Origin of the sequence: Herbiconiux dendrobii, assembly GCF_052048175.1 — a bacterium.
Classification (GTDB): Bacteria; Actinomycetota; Actinomycetes; order Actinomycetales; family Microbacteriaceae; genus Herbiconiux.
Map to the genome: position 1 here is coordinate 1,003,713 of NZ_JBLZQV010000001.1, position 18,683 is coordinate 1,022,395.

The following is an 18,683-nucleotide window of genomic DNA, read 5'->3' on the forward strand; positions in this document are numbered from 1 at the left end:
CACCGTCCCGCGACATGACACAAGTGGTGGCAAGTCGGCGCGAAAACCGGCCACTTCTGCCAGGTCGCCGAGCGCCTCCTCACCGTCCCGCGACATGACACAAGTGGTGGCAAGTCGGCGCGAAAACCGGCCACTTCTGCCAGGTCGCCGAGCGCCTCCTCACCGTCCCGCGACATGACACAAGTGGTGGCAAGTCGGCGCGAAAACCGGCCACTTCTGCCAGGTCGCCGAGCGCCTCCTCACCGTCCCGCGACATGACACAAGTTGTGGCAAGTCGGCGCGAAAACCGGCCACTTCTGCCAAGTCGCCGAGCGCCTCCTCACCGTCCCGCGACATGACACAAGTTGTGGAAAGTCGGCGCGAAAACCGGCGACTTCTGTCAAGTCGCCACTCGACGGCGGGCGGATGCTCGGGCTGGGCTGGGCTGGGCTGGGCTGGGCGGGCGTGGCGGGGCGGGGCTGGGGCGGGTCGGGGCCGGGCGAGCGCGGGCTACGGGGCGAGGCGGCGGGCGGCGTCCAGGGCCTGACGGGTGGCGCGCACGGCATCGACACGGGTCGCGTCGAGGGCGCCCCCCACGCGTTCGTGCCGCACGCCCAGCTCCGTGAGGGCGGCACTCAGCGGGTCGTGCGGGAGCTGGCCGGCGCACACCACCACGGTGTCGGCGGCGATCAGCTCGCGGGTGCCGTCGGCGAGCACGATCTGCACCCCCTCGGGGGTGATCGCCTCGTACTCGAGCCCGGTCAGCATCCGCACGCCCGCCTCGCGCAGCTCGCCGAGTGCCACCCAGCGCGAGGTCAGGCCCATGCCCGCACCCACCTTGCCCGAGCGGCGCAGCAGCACCACGTCCGATCCGGGGCGGGGATCCGACGACCGGGGGAGCCGGTCCAGGATGCCGGCCGCGGCGGTCTCCTCGCGCGCGGCGATCCGCTGCGGCAGCTCCGGCGCCTCCAGGTCGGTGCGCGGTCCGGGGATCGCGAAGCGCGACTCGAACGCCCGCGCCCGCTCGGCCGGGGAGTGCGACAGCACGAGGTACTTCGCGAGGTCGACCCCGATCCCGCCACCGCCGATGATCGCCACCCGCCCGGCGGGCACGCCTTCCAGCAGTGCCTGCTCGTAGCTGAGCACGTGCGGCAGCTCCGATCCGGCGATGTCGAGCGGCCGAGGCCGAACCCCCGTCGCCAGCACCACCGCGTCGAACCCTCCGGCGCCACCGGCCGCGGATCCCATCTCGCCCGTACCTGTCGCCCCGCCACCTGCGCCCGGCGCCCCGCCACCCGCCCACGCGTCCAGCCCCGCCAGCTCCCGCGCGGAGACCGTGCGCCCCAACTCCACCCGCGCGCCGGCCGCCGCCAGACGCGAGGCGTAGTGCCGCACGGTCAGGGCGTAGTCCTCCTTCGTCGGGACGAGCGCCGCGAGCGTGAACTGCCCGCCGAGGTGCGGTTGCGCCTCGAACAGCGTCACCTCGTGACCGCGCTCGGCCAGGTCGGTCGCGGCGACGAGTCCCGCCGGCCCGCCGCCCACCACGGCCACGCGCGAGGGCCGCGCCGTCAGCTCGAGCGGGTAGCGCGTCTCGTTGCCGGCCCGCGGATTCACCAGACACGACACGGGCTGCTTCACGAAACTGTTGTCCAGGCACGCCTGATTGCAGCCGATGCAGGTGTTCACCGCGTCGAAGCGGCCCGAGCGCGAGCGATCGATGATCGCCGCATCCGCCAGAAACGGCCGCGCCAGCGCCACGGCGGTGATCAGTCCGCCCGCCAGAACCTGCTCGGCGTCGCGCAGATCGGTCAGCCGGTTGCTCGCGATCACCGGAACGGCCGTCTCGGGCAGCCGGTCCACGGCTGCGCCCCTGTTCGAATCGGCTCCGGATGCTGCGCCCCCTGTTCCCGCGGCCCCGGGCAGCGACACGGCCCGCGCGATCGCCTCCGCGTACCCCACCCACACCCCGTGCGGCACGGCCGCCTGCACGGTCGGCACCGTCGATTCGTGCCAGCCGATCCCCACGTTCAGCGCATCCGCCCCCGCCAGTACGAGCGCGCGGGCGAGCGCATCCGTCTCGTCCTGTGAGCTCGAATCCGGCACCAGGTCGGCACCCGACATCCGCACGATCACCGGCACGTCGTAGCCGACCCCACGCCGCACGGCCCGCACCACCTCCACCGCGAAGCGCCGACGCCGCACCGCGTCGCCACCCCACTCGTCGTCGCGCCGATTCGTCACCGGCGAACAGAACTGATTGACCAGATACCCCTCCGAGGCCATGATCTCGACCGCGTCGAACCCGAGTGCGACCGCCTGCGAGGCCGCCCGCTCGAAGTCGTCGAGGGTGCGGCGGATGCCCTCCTCGTCGAGGGCTCGCGGAGCCTGCGCGCCCGAACTCCGCCACGGCAGCGCCGACGGGGCGACGGGCTGCACGGGCGTGCCCGAGGCATCCGTCATCCCTTCCAGCAAGGCGTAGCGGCCCGCATGGAACAGCTGCGCCGCGATCCGCCCGCCCGCCGCGTGCACGGCGCCGACGGCCAGCGCGAACCGCGCGTCGCTCGCCGGCTCGCCCAGCACACTGAAGTCGTCGGCGCCGCAGCCCTCGGGACTGACGGCGAGACCGCCCGTGATGACGAGCGCCGCCCCGCCCGCGATCCGTTCGGCGTAGTAGGCCGCGAGGGCCGCCCCGCCGTCGTCGACCGTCTCGAGCCCCGTGTGCATGCTGCCGGTGACGACCCGGTGCGGGAGCTCGAGCGCACCGAGCCGCCAGGGCGACAGCGTGCGGGCGAGCGACGGGGGAGTGGTGGGGGAAGCGTGCAGGGCCGTCGTCACGGAGAGGACGCTACTCGCCCACGGTGCCCGAGGGCGAACCGGCGCCCGCGACGGAGCCGTAGCCGGAGCCGGACCGGGCATCCGGATGCCCGCCCACGGCGTCATCCGCTCCCACCTCAGCCTCAGCCCCCAGCACGGCGGCCCGCAGGTCGCCCGTGGTGTCCTCCCAGTACGGCGGCGCCACGACAGTGAACCCGCCGTCGACGTTCAGCACTTGCCCCGTGATGTAGCCGGCCTTCGCCGAGAGCAGGAAGTCGGCCGCATCCGCCATGTCGTCGGCCGTCCCCAGCCGGCGCAGCGGCACGGTCTTCAGCACCGACCCGATCGGCGCCATCCCCGGCACCCTGTTGTAGAAGTAGTCGAGCGAATCGGTGTCGATCAGCCCCCCGTTCACGGCGTTCACCGTGATGCCGCGCGGCCCGAACTCGTTCGCCATGTACCGCACGTACGACTCGTTCGCCGCCTTCGCCGAACCGAGCGCCGCGTAGGTGGCGAACGCCCGCTGCGAGCCGTAGCTAGTGATGGCGAGGATGCGGCCGCCGCGATCCATCAGCTCGGCGGCCCGGATGGCGCCCAGCACGAACGCCCGGGTGTTCATGGCGTAGCTGCGGTCGAGGTGGTGCGTCTTCAACTGCGCCACGGGCTTGAAGGCGCTCGCCGCGGCGTTGGAGACGAAGGCGTCGAGGCGCCCGTAGCGGTCGCGCACCTCGTCGAAGAGGCGGTCGATGTCCTCCGGGCTCTCCACGTCGGCCTGCACGGTGAAGCCCGATCCGCCCGCCGCGACGACGTCGGCGAGCGAGTCCTCGGCGAGGTCGGCGTTCACCTTGTAGTTGATCGCCACGGCGGCGCCCTGTGCGCCGAGCTTCCTGGCCAGCAGTCGCCCGATCCCGCGCGAGGCGCCGGTGATCACCACGACGCGGGGGGAGGGGGCGGATGTCTCGTCGGTGCTCATCGTGTTGCCTCCTCGGCCTTCGCCACGGCCGCGGCGAGCACCGCGCGCGCCACCACCGTCTTCTGGATCTCGTTCGTACCCTCTTCGAAGCGCTGCGCCCGGGCGTCCCGGTACACCCGCTCGATCGCGTTGCGGCGCCAGTACCCCTGCCCGCCGTGCACCTGCAGCGCCTTGTCGGTCACCCGCGCGAGCATGTCGACCGCCACGATCTTCGACGCGCTCGACAGCGCACCGGCATCCGCACGCCCTTCGTCGTAGGCCCGCGCCGCCTCGAGCACGAGCGCCCGCGCGGCCGCGATGTCGGCGTAGTTCTCGGCCAGATACGCCTGGATGACCGGCCGCTCGGCGAGCTTCTTGCCGAAGGTCTCGCGCGTCAGCGCGTACTCCACGGCGAGCTCCTGGGCCCGCTCGGCCAGCCCCACGGCGCTCATCGCCACCGAGACCCGGCTCGGCAGCAGGAACCCGCCGAGCGCCACCGCGAGCCCCTCGCCCTCGGCGCCGATCCGCGCCGACACCGGCACCGGCGTGTCGGTGAAGTTCAGGATGGCGTGGTCGGTTCCGCGCACGCCCATCGTGTCGGAGTCGTCGATCACCTCGGCACCCGGCAGCCCGGCGTTCGGCACCAGCAGCGCCACCGTGCCCTCCGCACCCGCCGTGCCCGCCAGCCGGGCGAACAGCAGCCAGTAGTCGCACTTCACCCCGAACGTGATCAGGTGCTTCTCCCCGTTCAGCAGGTAGTGCGAGCCGTCGTCGGAGAGGCGCACGGTCGTGCGGAGGTCGGCCCCGGTGCCCGCCGTCGCCTCGGTGAGGGTGAAGGCCACGAGCTTCTCGCCGCTCACGGCCTGCTTCAGGGTCTCGCGCTGGGCGTCGTCGACGAAGGGGGCCATCGCCCGCCAGAGTCCGTTGTTGACGTGCACGAGCATCCGGATCGAGCCGTGCGAGCGCGAGATCACCTCGAGCAGCTCGAGGTACCGGGGGAACGGGATGCCCCGGCCGCCGAGCTCCACGGGGGCGGCGAGGCTCAGCCAGCCGCGGTCGCGCAGTTCGTCGTACAGGGCCTGCGGCACGTCGCCCTCCGCCTCGACGCGCTCGGACCAGTCCTCGCCGGGGCCGCGCACCCAGGCCTCGATCTCGGCCTTGAGGGCGGCGAACCCGGCCTCGTCGAAGGCGGTCTCCGCCGGTGCGGACGTCTTGCTCGTGTCGATACTCACGCGGATGCACTCTCTCTCGCCGACGGCACGGCGCCGGCCCCTCGTTCGGACTCCAGCAGAGCGGCGACGCGCTCGCGGAGCAGGTTCTTCTGGATCTTGCCCACCGGGTTCCGCGGCAGCTCCTGGATCGTCTCGAGCCGCTCCGGCCAGTAGTACTTCGACACGTTCGCCTCGGCGAGGTACTCCCGCATCGCGCCGAGACCGAGCGCGGCGGATGCCCCGTCGGCGGTCACCACGAAGGCGCAGGCGCGCTCGCCGAGCCGCTCATCGGGCATCGCGACGATCGCCACGTCCTTGACCAGCGGATGCGCGAACAGCAGGTTCTCGATCTCGACCACGGGCACCTTCTCGCCGCCGCGGTTGATGACGTCTTTCACCCGCCCGGTGATGTGCAGGAAGCCCTCGGCGTCGAGGATGCCGAGATCGCCGGTCTTGTACCAGCCGTCGGCGGTGAACACCTCGGCGGTGAGGTCGGGGCGGTCGAGGTAGCCGAGGAACATCGTGGGGCTGTTCAGCTCGTAGTGGCCCTCGTGGCCGGGCCCGAGCTCGACGCCGGAGTCGTCGACGATCCGCAGACCGATGCCGGGCAAGGGGCGGCCGTCGCTGCCCCAGGCCGAGGCGGGCGGGTCGTGCGGGGCCGAGAGGGTGCCGAGGCAGGTCTCGGTGGTGCCGAACGCGCCGCAGACGGCGGTGTCGAGTACGCGGGTGGCGCGTTCGGCGAGCTCGCGCGGGACGGCCGCGCCGGTGGCGACGAAGATCCGCAGGCTCGCGGGGGCGGGGGAGCCGGCCTCGACGGCCTCGACGAGGTCCATCAGAAAGGGGGTGGCCGCCTGCACGAACCGGGCGCCCGCCTGCCCGAACGCCTGCTCGAGGGCGACCCGGGCATCCCAGACCGGCTGCACCACGGCGGCCGTGCCGAGCCGCCACGACAGCACGAGCCCGTAGAGGAAACCGGTCTGGTGCGCCAGCGGAGAGGGGATGTAGACGCGATCGCCGCCGGTCAGGCCGAGGTGGGCGACCTCCAGTGCGGTCGCCTCGGCGAGCGAGCGGTGCACGTGCTGCACGCCCTTCGGCTCCCCGGTCGTGCCCGAGGTGAACAGCAGCTGCGCCACGTCGTCGCCGCGGGGCCTGCGCGCGGCGATCGCCGGGGCGTCCAACTCGGCCCCGGCTTCGGCCCCGGCCAGTGCGCCGTCGAAGTCGTGCCAGGCCGCCGCCTCGCCGACATCGCCTCCGTCGCATCTATCGCTCTCGGCTCCCGCCGCGGCGGGGCGGGGCGCCAGCTGACGGGCGCTGGACGGATCCGCGGCAGCGTCGGCTCCGGCCCGCAGCGCGCCCCGCGGATCGCGGGCACCCACCACGAGCACGTGCTCGACGCGCAACGGGAGGTCGCGCGCCGCGGCCTCGGCGCGCACGGCCGGGTACTCGGCGGCGTGCTCACGCCCGCGGAACGACTCCGGCAGCACCAGAACCCGCGCCTTCGAGCGCGAGAGCACCATCGCCACCTCGCGCGCGCCGAACACGGGCATGATCGGTGCCACGACCGCCCCGATCTGCATCACGCCGAGGATCACGCTCACGCACTCCGCCCAGTTCGGCAGCTGGAACGCCACGGATTCGCCGGGCGCCACCCCCAGCGCAAGCAGCACGGCCGACACCCGGTCGGCCTCCGCGGCCAGCTCGGTGCGGCTGAGCGTACGAGGCCGCGCGCCCACCTCGATCACCGCCGGGGCGGTGGGGTCGGCGCGCAGCAGCTCGTCGACGAGAGCGGTCAGACCGTGGCTCCCGGATGCGCCGCCGCTCATGAGGCCAGCACCTGCGGCGAGCGGCCGCCGGTCGATCCGCTCGCCGCCTTCGCCGGTGCCGCCGGGATCTCCATCGACAGCCCCACGCCGGTCATCGCTTGCAGGAACCCCGGATACGAGATGCGGTACGCCCGCGGGTAGGTCAGCTGCGACGAGCCCTCCGCGCGGGTCGCGGCGACCGCCAGCGACATCAGCACCCGGTGATCGTTGAACGACGACATCGCAGCGCCGTGCAGCCCGTCCACCCCCGTGATCGTGAGCTCCGACCCGGAGTCGACCAGGCGCCCGCCGAGCTTGTTCAGCTGCAGCATCGCGTTCACCCGGTCGGACTCCTTCAGACGGATGTGGGAGATGTTCCGCAAGGTCGAGGTGCCGTCGGCGAAGCTCGCCAGGGCGGCGATCACGGGGAGCAGGTCGGGAATCGGCTGGCAGTCGAGATCCTCCAGCGGCTGCAACCGGATGCCGTCGTGCCGCACCCGCACGAAACCGGTGCGCCGATCGTGCTCCATCGGCAGCCCCATGCCGCGCGCGAGGTCGAGGAAGTCGGCCTCCGGATGGTCGGTCTCGCCCGCGGTGGTGGCGGTGAGCCCGCGGAAGAGCACGTCGGAGGGGTGCAGCGCCGAGGCGGCCAGGCCGAACGCGGCCGATCCGATGTCGGGCGGGATGCGGTACTCGGTGGCGCGGGCGGTCTGGCCGGGGCGCACGGTGAAGTGGCGCCAGTCCTCGGAGTGCTCGACGTCGAGGCCGAAGTGCCGCATCATCCGCACGGTCAGCTCCACGTAGGGCTGCTCGTTGAGGGTGCCGGTCACCTCGATGGTGGTCTCGCGCTCGGCGAACGGCGCCACCAGCAGCAGCCCGGAGACCCACTGCGAGAGGGTGCCGGGGATGGTGACCCGGCCGCCCCGCGGCCGCCCGGGCTGCACGGTGATCGGGGGGCAGTCGTCGGCGGAGGCGTGCCGGATGCCCAGCTGCCCGAGTGCGTCGAGCAGGGCCTTGATCGGCCGGCGCCGGAAGTACTTCATCCCGGTGAGGGTGATGGGCCTGTCGGCGAGGGCGGCGAGGCCGGTCATGAAGTAGAGCGTGGTGCCGGATGAGCCCATGTTGAGCACGCCCTCGGCCGAGCTCGAGCCGTGATCGAGCACGTCGTCGCGGGTGTGGTACTCGCCGCCGTGCACCACGTAGCCGTCATCCTCGATCTCGATCCGGGTGCCGAGGGCGCGCAGGGCGCCGATGGTCCAGGCGACCTGCCTGGTGTCGGACAGCCCTCGGATGACGCTGCGCCCCGGGGCGAGGGAGGCCAGCACGAGCGCCCGGTGAGCGTGGTACTTCGACACGGGCACGGTGATCTCGCCGAAGATCGGGGTCTCGGACCCACTCACGCACAACTGCACCTGCTCAGACCTCCACAACTTCGGCCGACTCCGGACGCGCGGAGTCGCACAGGCATCGAAAAGGGTTCCCGTCCATAGTGCCATCCCTGCCTTGGCCGGGGGCACCGGGCTTCGCTCCCCACTCACTTTAGGTCGTCGAGCAGGGCCCGTTACGCCGCCCCACGACCCCCGACCCTTGTCGAAAAGCCCACAAGCCCAGAACCCGACGGGGCCAGAAGCAAGGTCTCAGGCCCTGCTCGATGACCCAAGGTGAGCGCGCGAGCGAAGCCCGGCGCCACCGGCAGCATCACAGCTTCGTGCGCACGAGCGGCTGGTCGGTGCCCGCCACGCGGATGTCGACCTCGCGGATGGTGCTCGTGGGGATGCTCGTCGAGGCCGAGAGGTTGCCGGCGCTCGACCCGGCCGCCGTCCAGGTGGCCACCGTGGTCTGGGTGCCGTCGGCATCCGTCACCACCAGGTCGTACGTGGTGGGGCCATCGGAGTAGGGCCCGTCGTCGCGGTAGCTGCAGTTCCAGTCGAAGCGGGTGCCCCAGCCCTTCTCGGTGACGATGAGGTCGGCTTCGAGCCGGCCCGGTTCGACCTGCGACATGGCCGAGGCGACGTTCGCCTCCGGCGGGGCTGCACTGGCCACGGCGCTGCTCGGCACCGTCGCCGAAGGCGTGACGCCCGCGCCCAGGGCCACACCCACCAGCACACCCGCGCCGGCGAGAACAGCGCCGGCTCCGGCGATCACGGCGGCCAGGCGCCGCCGGGTGCGCGTGCGGCGGCGGCGCACGGTGTGCGCCAGCTCTCGCACCAGGGGCGTGCCGTCGCTGAGCTGGCCGAGGTGCGCATCCGCGGCGCTCCGCGCGTCGTCTTCGAGCAGGGCGGTGGCCTCGCTCGCACTCAGTCCGCCCAGGATGCCGGGCAGTCCCGCGAGCTCGCCGACCGCCGCGGTGCAGGCCGGGCAGTCTACGAGATGACGCTCGAACTCCCGTCGCTCCTCGGGCGAGAGCATGCCGAGCACGTACGAGGCGTCCCAGTCGCGGTAGGGGTCGGGCCGTGCGCCGGTGTCGGTGCGAGGTCCGTCGTCGTCGCCGGATCCGGTCATTCGGTCACCCCCCGCTCCTGCAGCGCGAGACGCAGCGCGCGCAGCGCGTAGTGGGTGCGCGAGCGCACGGTGCCCACCGGAACCCCTTCGTCGCGGGCGATCTCGGCGGCCGACTGCCCCAGGTAGTACGAGCGCACAACGGCGCTGCGGTGCTCGAGGCTGAGCGAGAGCAGCGCGTCCGACAGCAGCCAGCGGTCGAGCACCGCGTCGGTCTCGTCGTGCCCGGTGGGGCGCTCCGGAACGTCGTCGGTGGCGAACTCGTGGGCGTGCCGCGCGCTGCGGCGGTCGTCGATCACGAGGTTGCGCGCCACCGTGAACAGCCACGCGCGGGCTTCTTCGTCTCCCTGTTCGAGGATGGCCGGCCGGCGCCAGGCGCGCAGCAGTGCCTCCTGCACCACGTCCTGTGCCAGGGCAGGGTCGCGGGTGAGCCGCAGCACGTAGCGGTACAGCGCCGGCGCGTGCGCGTCGTGCACCGCCCGCAGCAGCTCCGCCTGCTCCTCGCCCATGACACCTCCTCTACCCCGCACAACGGGACAGCCGCCCGTTTCGTTCAATCCTCGTCGTGCCGGCCCGGGGCCCGACTCGTCGCCCCCTCTGCCGCCCGGCACTCAGGGCGTGACGAACACCCCGTCCGCCGCATCCTGAACCGCCCGCTGCTTCATCACGTAGTGCTGCTTCTTGCCGGTGGCCGTGTAGGGCAGCTCGGAGACGAAGGCGTAGCGGCGGGGCCGCTTGAAGCGCGCCAGCGAGACGCTCTCCCGGCAGAACCGGTCGAGCTCGGCCGCCGCATCCGCCACGGAGGCCTCGGCGAACGCCCCGGCGCGCCGCACGACGTAGGCCACGACGAGCTCGCCCCACTCGGCATCCGGAAGGCCCGTCACGATCACGTCGGCCACGCCGGAGTGCCCGGCCAGCGCCTCCTCCACCTGCACCGGATGCACGTTCTCGCCGCCCGAGATGATCATGTCGTCCTTGCGGCCCACGATGGTGACGATCTCGTCCTCGTTCCAGGTCGCGAGGTCGCCCGGGTACATCCAGCCGTCGCGGAACTTCTTCGCCTGCTCCTCGGGGTTGCCGATGTAGGTGTAGCCGCTCTTGACCGAGCGCATGATCACCTCGCCCACCTCGCTGCCGTCCTTCGCGACGGTGTCGCTCGGATCGGCGAACCGGTCGTCGTACACCTTCACCACGGCCACGTCGTCGTCGAGGCAGGCGCGCCCCGCGGCACCGGCGGCATCCGGCAGGTCTTCCGGGCGCAGGTAGGTGTTCCAGAACGCCTCGGTGGTGCCGTAGCCGTTGGCGATCCGCTTGGTGAGCGTCGACTGGTAGCGCAGTGCCGCCGCGCGGTCCAGCGGAGCGCCCATGGTCACGATGCCCGAGAGCGAGGAGAGGTCGCGGGGCGAGGCATCCTGCGCATCCGCGAGCCGTTCCAGGTTGGTGGGCGCGCCGATCACGTAGGTGAGTCCGTGCCGTTCGATCAGGTCGAGCACCAGCCCCGGGTCGAACTGGGGGAGGGTCACGACCTCGGATCCCACGTAGAACGCCGTGTTCGGCCCCGCGCAGTAGTTGCCGCCGCGGTGGAACCAGGGCGACATGTTCATGGTCTTGTCGTTCGGCCCGAGCGGGAAGTGCATGATCGCGTCGTGCGCGCTCAGCACCTCGTTCAGGCTCGTCAGCGGTACCGCCTTCGGCATGCCCGTCGTGCCCGAGGTGTACAGCCGCGAGGTCTCGTCCCACACCGAGGCGCCTTCGGGTGCGCGGAAGCTCGGCGCACCCTCCACCAGCAGTTCCTCGAACCGCAGGGCCCCCGGCAGCAGCTCGCCCTCGCCGACCGCCACCAGGGTCGCCGGCGCGAACGAGCTCAGCCGCAGCGCCGCCTGAACCTCCGACGCCGCGGCGGCCTCGTAGAAGAAGATCACCGGCTTCGTCTGGCTCAGGATGTGCGCCGTCTCCGCCGGCGCCAGGCGGAAGTTCATCGGCGACGACACCGCCCGCAGCCCCTGCGCGGCCACGTAGAGGAAGGCGAACTCGGGCCGGTTCATCAGCTGGTAGCCGACCATCTCGCCCACGCCGACGCCGTGTTCGGCCAGGCCCGCCACGAGGGCTCCGGTCACCTCGCCGAGCTCGCGGTAGGTCCAGGATCGGCCCGTGGTCGAGTCGGTGATCGCGGTCCGGTTCGCGTAGCGATGGATGTTGCGCTCGACTCCCGCCGCCCAGGTGAAGTGCTGCTCGAACACCTGGCGGAACGCCGAGGTGTCGTAGTCGGTGTTCGGTGCGTACGCGCTGCCGGTGCTGGATCCGGTGGGCTCGGTGGCGGTGCTCATGAAGACCTCGTCCTGTCTGTGGTCTGTGGAGGGCCGGCGCGGAGCGAGCCTGGGCGGCATCCGGTCGACGGCATCCTGGGGTATCTCAGGTATACAACCGTCGACCCCGCCCGTGCCATTCCGCCGGGCCGGGATGCCGTCAGCCCAGGACGGCGTCGCGTGCCTGCGGGAGCTCGGTGACGCCGCCGGTCGAGACGAAGTGGCCGGCGCCCGGCACCACCACGGTCGTGGCGCCGAGGCGGCGGGCGAGGGAGTCGGTGGCCGACGCGGGCACGACGGCGTCGTCGTCCGAGCGGATGACGACCCGATTGCGGATGCTCGCGGCAACCCGTTTGGCGTCGACCTCGGCCTCGAGGTAGTCGTCGAGCTCGGGGATCGTGCCGAGGCGTCCGGTGAAGCCGGCCACCACCACGAGACCGCCGAGCGTCCAGGTTCCGGGCAGGGCGGCGAGCACCCGCAGGGTCGTGACGGAGCCGAGCGAGTGCGTCACGACCCAGGTCTGCGCATCCGGGGTCCCGAGCTCCGCGGCCACCGCCGACTCCCAGCCGGCGCGGTCGGGTGCGTGGGAGCGGGGAAGCGACACGATGCTCACGTCCAGACCCTCGGAGTTGAGCTGATCGCGCAGCCACGGGAACCAGTGCGCCTCGGGGGAGGCGTTGAACCCGTGCACGATCACGACTCGGCGCGCGGGCGGCACAGGGCCGGTCCCCGCCCGGACGTCGTGCGTCACGTCGGTCACGTCCGTCACGTCGGTCACACGTCCAGCGAGTCGCCGGGCTGCAGGTCGAGGAACTCGCCCCCGCCCTGCTCGGTCGCCCACTTCAGGCGGTCGGCGGCCATTCGCTTGCCCGCCACCGAGAGAACCATCTCATGGGTGCCGAAGGCGCGCTTCGGGGCCACCTCGAGCACGTAGTCCATGGCCTCCGAGATCTTCAGCCAGGGGGCGGATGCGGGCGCGGCCAGCAGATCCACCTCGATGCCCTCCGGCACCGCGAAGGAGTCGCCCGGGTAGACCAGCTGCTCGTTCACGATCACGCCCACGTTGTCGACCACCGGGATCGAGGAGTGGATGACGGCGTGCCGCCCGCCGAAGAACCGCAGAGCGAAGGGCCCGGCCTGCACCGAGTCGCCCGGGTCGACGCGGGTGATCGGGAAGTCGCCGGCCGCGAGCAGCACGCCCTCGGGTCCGTAGATCACGGCGTCGGGGGAGGCCTCGAGGACGCGGTTGAGCTGCTCGGGCGTCCAGTGGTCGGGATGTTCGTGGGTGATCACGACGGCGATCGTGTTCGCAGCATCCGTGATGGGGGTGGTGAACGATCCCGGATCGATGAACAGCTTCTTCCCCGACTGCTCCAGCAGCAGGGCGGCGTGCTCGAATTTCGTGAGTCTCATGATCCGACTCAACACCTCGCGGCGCCCGCGGCGCAAATGGCGCGCGGCGCCGACCGGCGTGGCCGGATGCGCGCGGATGCGTGCGAGGAACGCGCCCGGATGGCTGCGGGAGACGCACCCGGAGGCCTGCGGGGGACGCGCCCGGATGCATACGGGATAATCGGTGCACATGGGCTCCCCTCAGAAGCGGATCGTCGTGGCGATCAACCCGAACGCCTCCTTCGGCAAGACCCGGCAGGTCGGCCCCGCCGTCGTGGCCGCGTTGCGCGCCCGCGGGCACGAGGTGTTGCCGCTCAGCGCACCCGACTTCGACGGTTTGGTGCGGGTCGCCCGCCGGTCGCTCGGCTCCGACCCCGCGACCGACGCCCTCGTGGTGGTGGGCGGCGACGGCATGGTGAACCTCGGCGTGAACCTGGTGGCCGGTACGGGCATCCCGCTCGGCATCATCCCGGCCGGAACCGGCAACGACTTCGCGACCGGCGTGGGCATCCCCACCCACACGGATGCTGCGACCGCCTTCCTCTGCGACGCCCTGGAACGCGAACCCCGGGTGGTCGACGCCGCCCGGGTGACCGGCCCGGGGCTGGACGTGCCGGCGGACGGCCCGGACTCCTCCGAACCGCACCGCTGGTTCGCCGGCGTTCTCTCGGCGGGTTTCGACGCGGCGGTCAACGAGCGGGCGAACCGCATGCGGCGCCCCAAAGGCGCCTCGCGCTACGTCATTGCGCTGGTGGCCGAGCTGCTCACGCTGAAGACCCGCCGCTACCGCCTCGACATCGACGGCGAACGCGTCGAGGTCGACTCCTGCCTGCTCTCGGTGGCGAACAACACCACGATCGGCGGCGGCATGAAGATCGCCCCCGACGCCCTGCTCGACGACGGCCTGCTCGACGTGTTCATCGTGCAGCCGGTCTCCAAGCTGCGCTTCATCCGCCTGTTCCCGAGGGTGTTCTCCGGCACGCACGCCGGGCTGCCGATCGTGGAGTTCCGCCGGGCGCGCCGTGTGAGCGTCGACGCCCAGGGCATCGCGGGCTACGCCGACGGGGAGCGTTTCGGAGACCTGCCGCTGGAGGTGGAGCTCGTGCCGGGCGCGCTGAGGGTGCTCGTCTGAGCCGGGGCGCGGCCGATTTTGAGTTGCCCTCCGGCGTGTGGCATACTCGATGAGTTGTCACGACGGCCCCATCGTTTAGCGGCCTAGGACGTCGCCCTCTCACGGCGGTAACGCGGGTTCGAATCCCGCTGGGGTCACAACAGAGAAAGCCTCCGGTTCGCCGGGGGCTTTCTGCGTCTCACCCGGGCCGGCCTCGCTGGAGGATTCGGATCAGATCCGACCGGCGGAGACTCCGTCCACTATGCTGATCACCGCTCCTGATCAGGATGCGAAGCGAACTCACGCCGGATGCTGCCCGCCGGTTGGGGGCGATCCTCTCGCCTCAAGGGCATTGACATGACTCACCTGCAGGGGGCTCCGGAGCCCCTCATCCGCACGATCTCCTTGTCCGTCGAACGGAGCGATGTCGCGGTGGACAGACCGACCGTCGCCATCCTGGTAGATGGCGAGAGAATGTTCGAGACGACCGATCGACGCTCGTTCATCGGTTTCGACCCCGACGCGATACTCACGGCAGCCCTGCCGCTACTGCCGGGGCACGACGCGAAGCGCATCGCCGTCCACACGTGTTCGTGCGGCATCGCGGGGTGCGGTGTGATCGCCCCCGTGATCGATCTCGACGACGACGGCAACGTGACCTGGTCGGATTTCCGTGACTACACGGGCGTGTTCACGAGGCCGACCGACGGCGTAGGAGACAGCGTCGGGAAGCCGCTGGCGCTGGAGCCGCTGGTCTTCGACCGGACGCAGTACGAGCGTGAGGTCGAGCGGGCGACCGCCGACCGGTCATGGGAGTCCACGGGCCGGCGCACGGCCCGCTCCCTGGCTGCTCTCGTGTCGGCCGAGACGGGATGGCTCGCCGGCCAGGGTGTCGTCTTCGGGTGGGCGGAATTCGCCTACTGGCAGCGTCCGGACGACACCTGGCGGGTAGAGGTCCACGAGTCGCTGCGCCGCGAGGAGCCCGGAGCGGCGCGCCAGTTCATCGCCGATCTGCGTGTGACGTCCCCGACGGGCGACCCCGAGGCCGACGCGGAGAACCTCTTCCGTCGGCTCCGCGGCACACCCGTCCGGGAGTGGTCTTCTGTGTCTCCGATTCGACGGTAGCGCTGGAGGGGGCGGCGCCGTCAGCGGAGCTCGCTGCGGGCCCGGCTGCGAGCGCGCGCCCGGCTGTAGGCGATCGCGAGCGCGCCCAGCGCGAGCAGCACCGCGGTGAGGGCGACGATGTAGGCGAGCACACTGCCCCAGCCGGCCGTGGCCGGGTCGAGGAACGGGTACGGGTAGATCGCCCCGCCGCTCGCGGCCCCGCGGATGAGCGTGTAGCCGAGCCAGGCCACCGGGTACACGGCCACGACGCTCAGCGTCTTCCAGCGCAGCGGCGGGCGGCCGGGGGAGAACAGCCAGTCCAGCAGCAGCACGATCGGCACGACGACGTGGATCACCTCATTCGGCCAAGCCAGCCCCGGGTATCCGCCGTCGTAGGGCACGTTCCGCAGCAGCAGGTTGTACACGCCGGCGGTGACGATCGCGTACGTGAGCACCGCCATCCGCACCGTCGTGTAAAGGACGGTATCGACCGGCATCCGGAGCGCCAGCATGCCGCCCGCGATGAGCACGACGATGTTCATCAGGCTGGTCTCGATGGTGAAGTAGCTGAAGTACTCCCACGGGTCGAAGGCGTCGTTCACGACCCGGTCGGCGATCTGGACCACGATGGTGCCCAGCAGCCCCACGCCCACCACGAGCCGCACCGCCCCCACCGCTCTGCGACTGTTCATGAGCGGTATTCGTAGCGCACCAGTCTGAGGGTTGCCCCATCCGGCCCCGGTGATGCGATTCCACAGCCTCCCCCCGCGGCCCGTGCCGGGGCCGCACCTCCGTGCTTGACTGAAACCACAGCGGCCGGCATCCGGATCGGCCCAGAAGGAGGACACCGATGACCGGAGACGCCCCCGACCTCAGCGACGTCGAGTACCCCGACAGCGCCGGCTACCCCGACGGAGTGGGCACCCTCGACGACCCGGCCGACGACGCCGTCCCCTCGGGCGTGGACCCCACGGTCGCCGACGAACCCGAGTCCGACTCCCCAACCGCTGACGAAGACGACACCGACCTCGAAGAGAACGACGGCTGACGTCCCAGCACCCCACCCCCCCACCGCTGACTTGCGAGTGCAGGCTCTACTTCCTGCGAAAGAGTGCCAGAACTCGCAAGTCAGGGGAGGGGATCAGCGCAGAACGCCGTTGGTGAAGTTCAGCAGACGCGTCATGAGCCCCTCGGCACGCGGCGCGATCAGCGACTGGGGGTCGGGCAGCATCTCCGACCGGGCGGGCACGATGCGGATGAGGGCCGAGCATCCCAGGTCCGAACAGATGTAGGTACCCACCGTGCTCCCGTCGAGCCCCGCCTGACCGGCGCGCGGCGCGGTGAACAACGTCACCTGACCGCCCGGCAGGGGAGTGCGGCACAGCGTGCACATCGCCGCGATACCGGGACGGGTGTGCGAGCCCGCGGCCTTCAGCATGATCCCCATGGGACGGCCTTCGCGCCAGTACACGATGTAGCCGCGATGGATGGCGTGCGCATCGCGCCAGCCGAGGAACTCGCGGTCTTCCCACACGATCTCGTGCAGCCCCGGCAGCGTCATCCGCTCGAGGTCGTGCTCACTGATGTTCGTGAACGATCCGCGGATCTCCGCTTCGGTGAGTGGCTGCATCCTTACGAGTTTATCGCCGACGGATCGACCGCCGACGACCCGACCGCCGACGCGATCGCGTCCGCCGCCCGCACCAGCGCCAGGTGCGAGAACGCCTGGGGCGTGTTGCCTACCTGCCGCGCTCCCGCCACGTCGTACTCCTCCGAGAGCAGCCCCACGTCGTTGGCGAACGACACCAGCAGGTCCATCAGCTCCATCGCATCGTCCAGCCGCCCGGTGCGGGCGTACTGCTGCACCAGCCAGAACGAGCACGCGAGGAACGGATGCTCGCCCGCAGGCAGCCCGTCCACCCCCGACTCCGTGCGGTAGCGCAGCAGCAGCCCCTCGTGCAGCAGGTCGTGCTCGATCGCGGCGACGGTGCCCAGCATCCGCGGGTCGTCGGGCTCGATGAAACCGATCTGCGCCAGCAGCAACAGCGAGGCGTCGACCTCGGTGCTGCCGTAGTGCTGCACGAAGGTGTTGCGCGAGGCGTCGTAGCCCTTCGTCTCGATCTCGACCCGGATGGCGTCGCGGATCTGCGCCCAGCGATCGGCCGGCCCGTCCAGTCCGTACTCGTGCACGGCCTCGACACCGCAGGCGAACGCCGCCCACACCATCGCGCGCGAGTGCGTGAAAGGCACCTGCGGGCCGCGGATTTCCCAGATCCCGTTGTCGGGCCGCTGCCAGTTCTGCTCGAGGAAGCCCAGCAGCGCCCGCTGCAGTGGCCAGGAGAACTCGTCCTCGTCGACCCCGATGCGGCGGGCCTTCCGCAGCGCGATCATCAGCTCGCCGAAGATGTCGGCCTGGAACTGCCCCGCGGCGTCGTTGCCCACGCGCACGGGGGAGGAACCGTTGTAACCGGGCAGGCTGTTCAACTCCGACTCGGGCAGGCGCCGCTCGCCGGAGAGCCCGTACATGGTCTGGATGTCGGCCGGGTCACCCGCGATGGCCCGCAGCAGCCAGCGCCGCCAGTCGCCCGCCTCGTCTTCGTAGCCGTGCAGCATCAGGGCCGCCAGGGTGAGCGAGGCGTCGCGGATCCAGGTGTAGCGATAGTCCCAGTTGCGCGATCCACCGAACTGCTCGGGCAGGCTCGTGGTGGCCGCGGCCACGATGCCGCCGGTCTCCTGATGGGTGAGGGCACGCAGCACGAGCAGCGAGCGGCGCACCTCGCGCTCGTAGGGGGCGGGCAGGTCGGTCTCGCGCGACCAGGTGCGCCACCAGTCGGCGGTCTCCTTGAGCGAGGCGGCCACGTCGACGGGCGCCGGCGGGCGCAGGTGCGAGGGGAACCAGGTCAGCACGATGTCGACCTCCTCGCCCTCGGCCACCTCGAACAGCGACTCGTGGAAGTGGTTCGACGCCTTCATCGCGGGCCCGCGCACGATCACCGCATCCGGACCCGCCACTCCCACCACCGCGAACCCACCGGGGGCGGCGTGCTCAGGGGCCTGCCGCATCCAGGGCAGCGCATCGGCGTAGTCGAAGCGGATGGCGAGTTCCTGCCGCATCCGCACCCGTCCGCTGACACCCCGGATGCGGCGCACCACCGAGCGCTCACTCGCCTCGGGCAGCATCGCGTCGACCACCTCCACCACGCCCTCGGGGCTCTCCCAGCGCGTGACGAGCAGGAAGGTGTCGTCGAGGTAGCTGCGGCTGGCCCGGGCCTCGGGCGCCGTGGGAGCCAGCAGCCAGCGCCCGTGCTTCTCGGTGCCGAGCAGGGCGCCGAAGGTGCTGGCGGAGTCGAAGCGCGGCAGGCAGAGCCAGTCGATGCTGCCGTCGCGCCCGACCAGGGCCGCCGTGTGACAGTCGCCGATGATCGCGTAGTCCTCGATGGGAAGTGCCATCTGCTGATTCTGCCTCAGGATGCACCGCGTGTTGTGTTGTGGACGGCCGCGATACAGAATGGG

16 protein-coding genes and 1 tRNA gene are annotated in these 18,683 nt (G+C 71.5%); 4 read left to right on the forward strand and 13 right to left on the reverse strand.

The annotated features are described in order from the left end of the window. Positions 1 to 489 precede the first annotated feature (489 nt). The 10 genes from ACN4JJ_RS04665 to ACN4JJ_RS04710 all read right to left on the reverse strand — a co-directional run bounded on the left by ACN4JJ_RS04665 (position 490) and on the right by ACN4JJ_RS04710 (position 12,976). Positions 490 to 2,814 (reverse strand): FAD-dependent oxidoreductase, encoded by a 2,325-nt coding sequence (locus tag ACN4JJ_RS04665; protein WP_440708732.1) that lies wholly within the window; start codon positions 2,812 to 2,814, stop codon positions 490 to 492. 10 nt (positions 2,815 to 2,824) lie between these two features. After that, a complete protein-coding gene (locus tag ACN4JJ_RS04670) occupies positions 2,825 to 3,766 on the reverse strand; it encodes an SDR family oxidoreductase (protein WP_440708733.1) in 942 nt (313 codons plus the stop codon). Then, positions 3,763 to 4,977, reverse strand: coding sequence for an acyl-CoA dehydrogenase family protein (locus tag ACN4JJ_RS04675; RefSeq protein ID WP_440708734.1), 1,215 nt, complete (start codon positions 4,975 to 4,977; stop codon positions 3,763 to 3,765). Before ACN4JJ_RS04675 ends, ACN4JJ_RS04670 begins: the two co-directional genes overlap by 4 nt. Continuing rightward, a complete protein-coding gene (locus ACN4JJ_RS04680) occupies positions 4,974 to 6,779 on the reverse strand; it encodes an AMP-binding protein (protein ID WP_440708735.1) in 1,806 nt (601 codons plus the stop codon). Before ACN4JJ_RS04680 ends, ACN4JJ_RS04675 begins: the two co-directional genes overlap by 4 nt. After that, positions 6,776 to 8,158: a 3-phosphoshikimate 1-carboxyvinyltransferase gene (gene aroA / locus ACN4JJ_RS04685; RefSeq protein ID WP_440708736.1), complete on the reverse strand. Its 1,383-nt coding sequence runs from the start codon at positions 8,156 to 8,158 to the stop codon at positions 6,776 to 6,778. The genes ACN4JJ_RS04680 and aroA overlap by 4 nt, the downstream gene beginning before the upstream one ends. A gap of 298 nt (positions 8,159 to 8,456) precedes the next feature. Beyond that, a complete protein-coding gene (locus ACN4JJ_RS04690; RefSeq protein WP_440708737.1) occupies positions 8,457 to 9,260 on the reverse strand; it encodes an anti-sigma factor family protein in 804 nt (267 codons plus the stop codon). Continuing rightward, positions 9,257 to 9,766, reverse strand: a complete 510-nt coding sequence (locus ACN4JJ_RS04695) for a sigma-70 family RNA polymerase sigma factor (protein WP_440708738.1) — start codon at positions 9,764 to 9,766, stop codon at positions 9,257 to 9,259. The genes ACN4JJ_RS04690 and ACN4JJ_RS04695 overlap by 4 nt, the downstream gene beginning before the upstream one ends. 102 nt (positions 9,767 to 9,868) lie before the next feature. Continuing rightward, the gene (locus tag ACN4JJ_RS04700) at positions 9,869 to 11,584 is read right to left on the reverse strand and encodes a class I adenylate-forming enzyme family protein (RefSeq protein ID WP_440708739.1); all 1,716 of its coding nucleotides are present in this window, start codon (positions 11,582 to 11,584) and stop codon (positions 9,869 to 9,871) included. A 139-nt stretch (positions 11,585 to 11,723) separates the two neighbouring features. Next, positions 11,724 to 12,341 carry an RBBP9/YdeN family alpha/beta hydrolase gene (locus ACN4JJ_RS04705; protein WP_440708740.1) on the reverse strand — a complete coding sequence of 206 codons (618 nt, stop codon included), beginning with the start codon at positions 12,339 to 12,341 and terminating at the stop codon, positions 11,724 to 11,726. Then, on the reverse strand, positions 12,338 to 12,976 hold the full coding sequence (locus ACN4JJ_RS04710) for an MBL fold metallo-hydrolase (RefSeq protein WP_440708741.1): 639 nt from the start codon (positions 12,974 to 12,976) through the stop codon (positions 12,338 to 12,340). The genes ACN4JJ_RS04705 and ACN4JJ_RS04710 overlap by 4 nt, the downstream gene beginning before the upstream one ends. A 169-nt stretch (positions 12,977 to 13,145) precedes the next feature. On the opposite strand from ACN4JJ_RS04710, the gene ACN4JJ_RS04715 reads away from it, so the two are divergent. The 3 genes from ACN4JJ_RS04715 to ACN4JJ_RS04725 all read left to right on the forward strand — a co-directional run bounded on the left by ACN4JJ_RS04715 (position 13,146) and on the right by ACN4JJ_RS04725 (position 15,191). After that, on the forward strand, positions 13,146 to 14,087 hold the full coding sequence (locus tag ACN4JJ_RS04715; RefSeq protein ID WP_440708742.1) for a diacylglycerol/lipid kinase family protein: 942 nt from the start codon (positions 13,146 to 13,148) through the stop codon (positions 14,085 to 14,087). 64 nt (positions 14,088 to 14,151) lie between these two features. Next, positions 14,152 to 14,224: transfer RNA gene (locus ACN4JJ_RS04720), tRNA-Glu, on the forward strand. Between the two features lie 199 nt (positions 14,225 to 14,423). Further along, positions 14,424 to 15,191, forward strand: a complete 768-nt coding sequence (locus ACN4JJ_RS04725; protein ID WP_440708743.1) for a hypothetical protein — start codon at positions 14,424 to 14,426, stop codon at positions 15,189 to 15,191. A 20-nt stretch (positions 15,192 to 15,211) separates the two neighbouring features. Here ACN4JJ_RS04725 and ACN4JJ_RS04730 read toward each other — a convergent pair whose 3' ends face one another. Continuing rightward, complete coding sequence (locus ACN4JJ_RS04730) at positions 15,212 to 15,862, reverse strand: Pr6Pr family membrane protein (RefSeq protein WP_440708744.1); 651 nt, start codon at positions 15,860 to 15,862, stop codon at positions 15,212 to 15,214. Between the two features lie 158 nt (positions 15,863 to 16,020). Between ACN4JJ_RS04730 and ACN4JJ_RS04735 the strand changes: the two genes are divergently transcribed. Next, positions 16,021 to 16,218: a hypothetical protein gene (locus ACN4JJ_RS04735; RefSeq protein WP_440708745.1), complete on the forward strand. Its 198-nt coding sequence runs from the start codon at positions 16,021 to 16,023 to the stop codon at positions 16,216 to 16,218. A gap of 93 nt (positions 16,219 to 16,311) precedes the next feature. Here ACN4JJ_RS04735 and ACN4JJ_RS04740 read toward each other — a convergent pair whose 3' ends face one another. Further along, positions 16,312 to 16,800 (reverse strand): FBP domain-containing protein, encoded by a 489-nt coding sequence (locus ACN4JJ_RS04740; RefSeq protein WP_440708746.1) that lies wholly within the window; start codon positions 16,798 to 16,800, stop codon positions 16,312 to 16,314. A gap of 2 nt (positions 16,801 to 16,802) precedes the next feature. After that, complete coding sequence (locus tag ACN4JJ_RS04745; protein WP_440708747.1) at positions 16,803 to 18,620, reverse strand: glycoside hydrolase family 15 protein; 1,818 nt, start codon at positions 18,618 to 18,620, stop codon at positions 16,803 to 16,805. Positions 18,621 to 18,683: the final 63 nt, after the last annotated feature.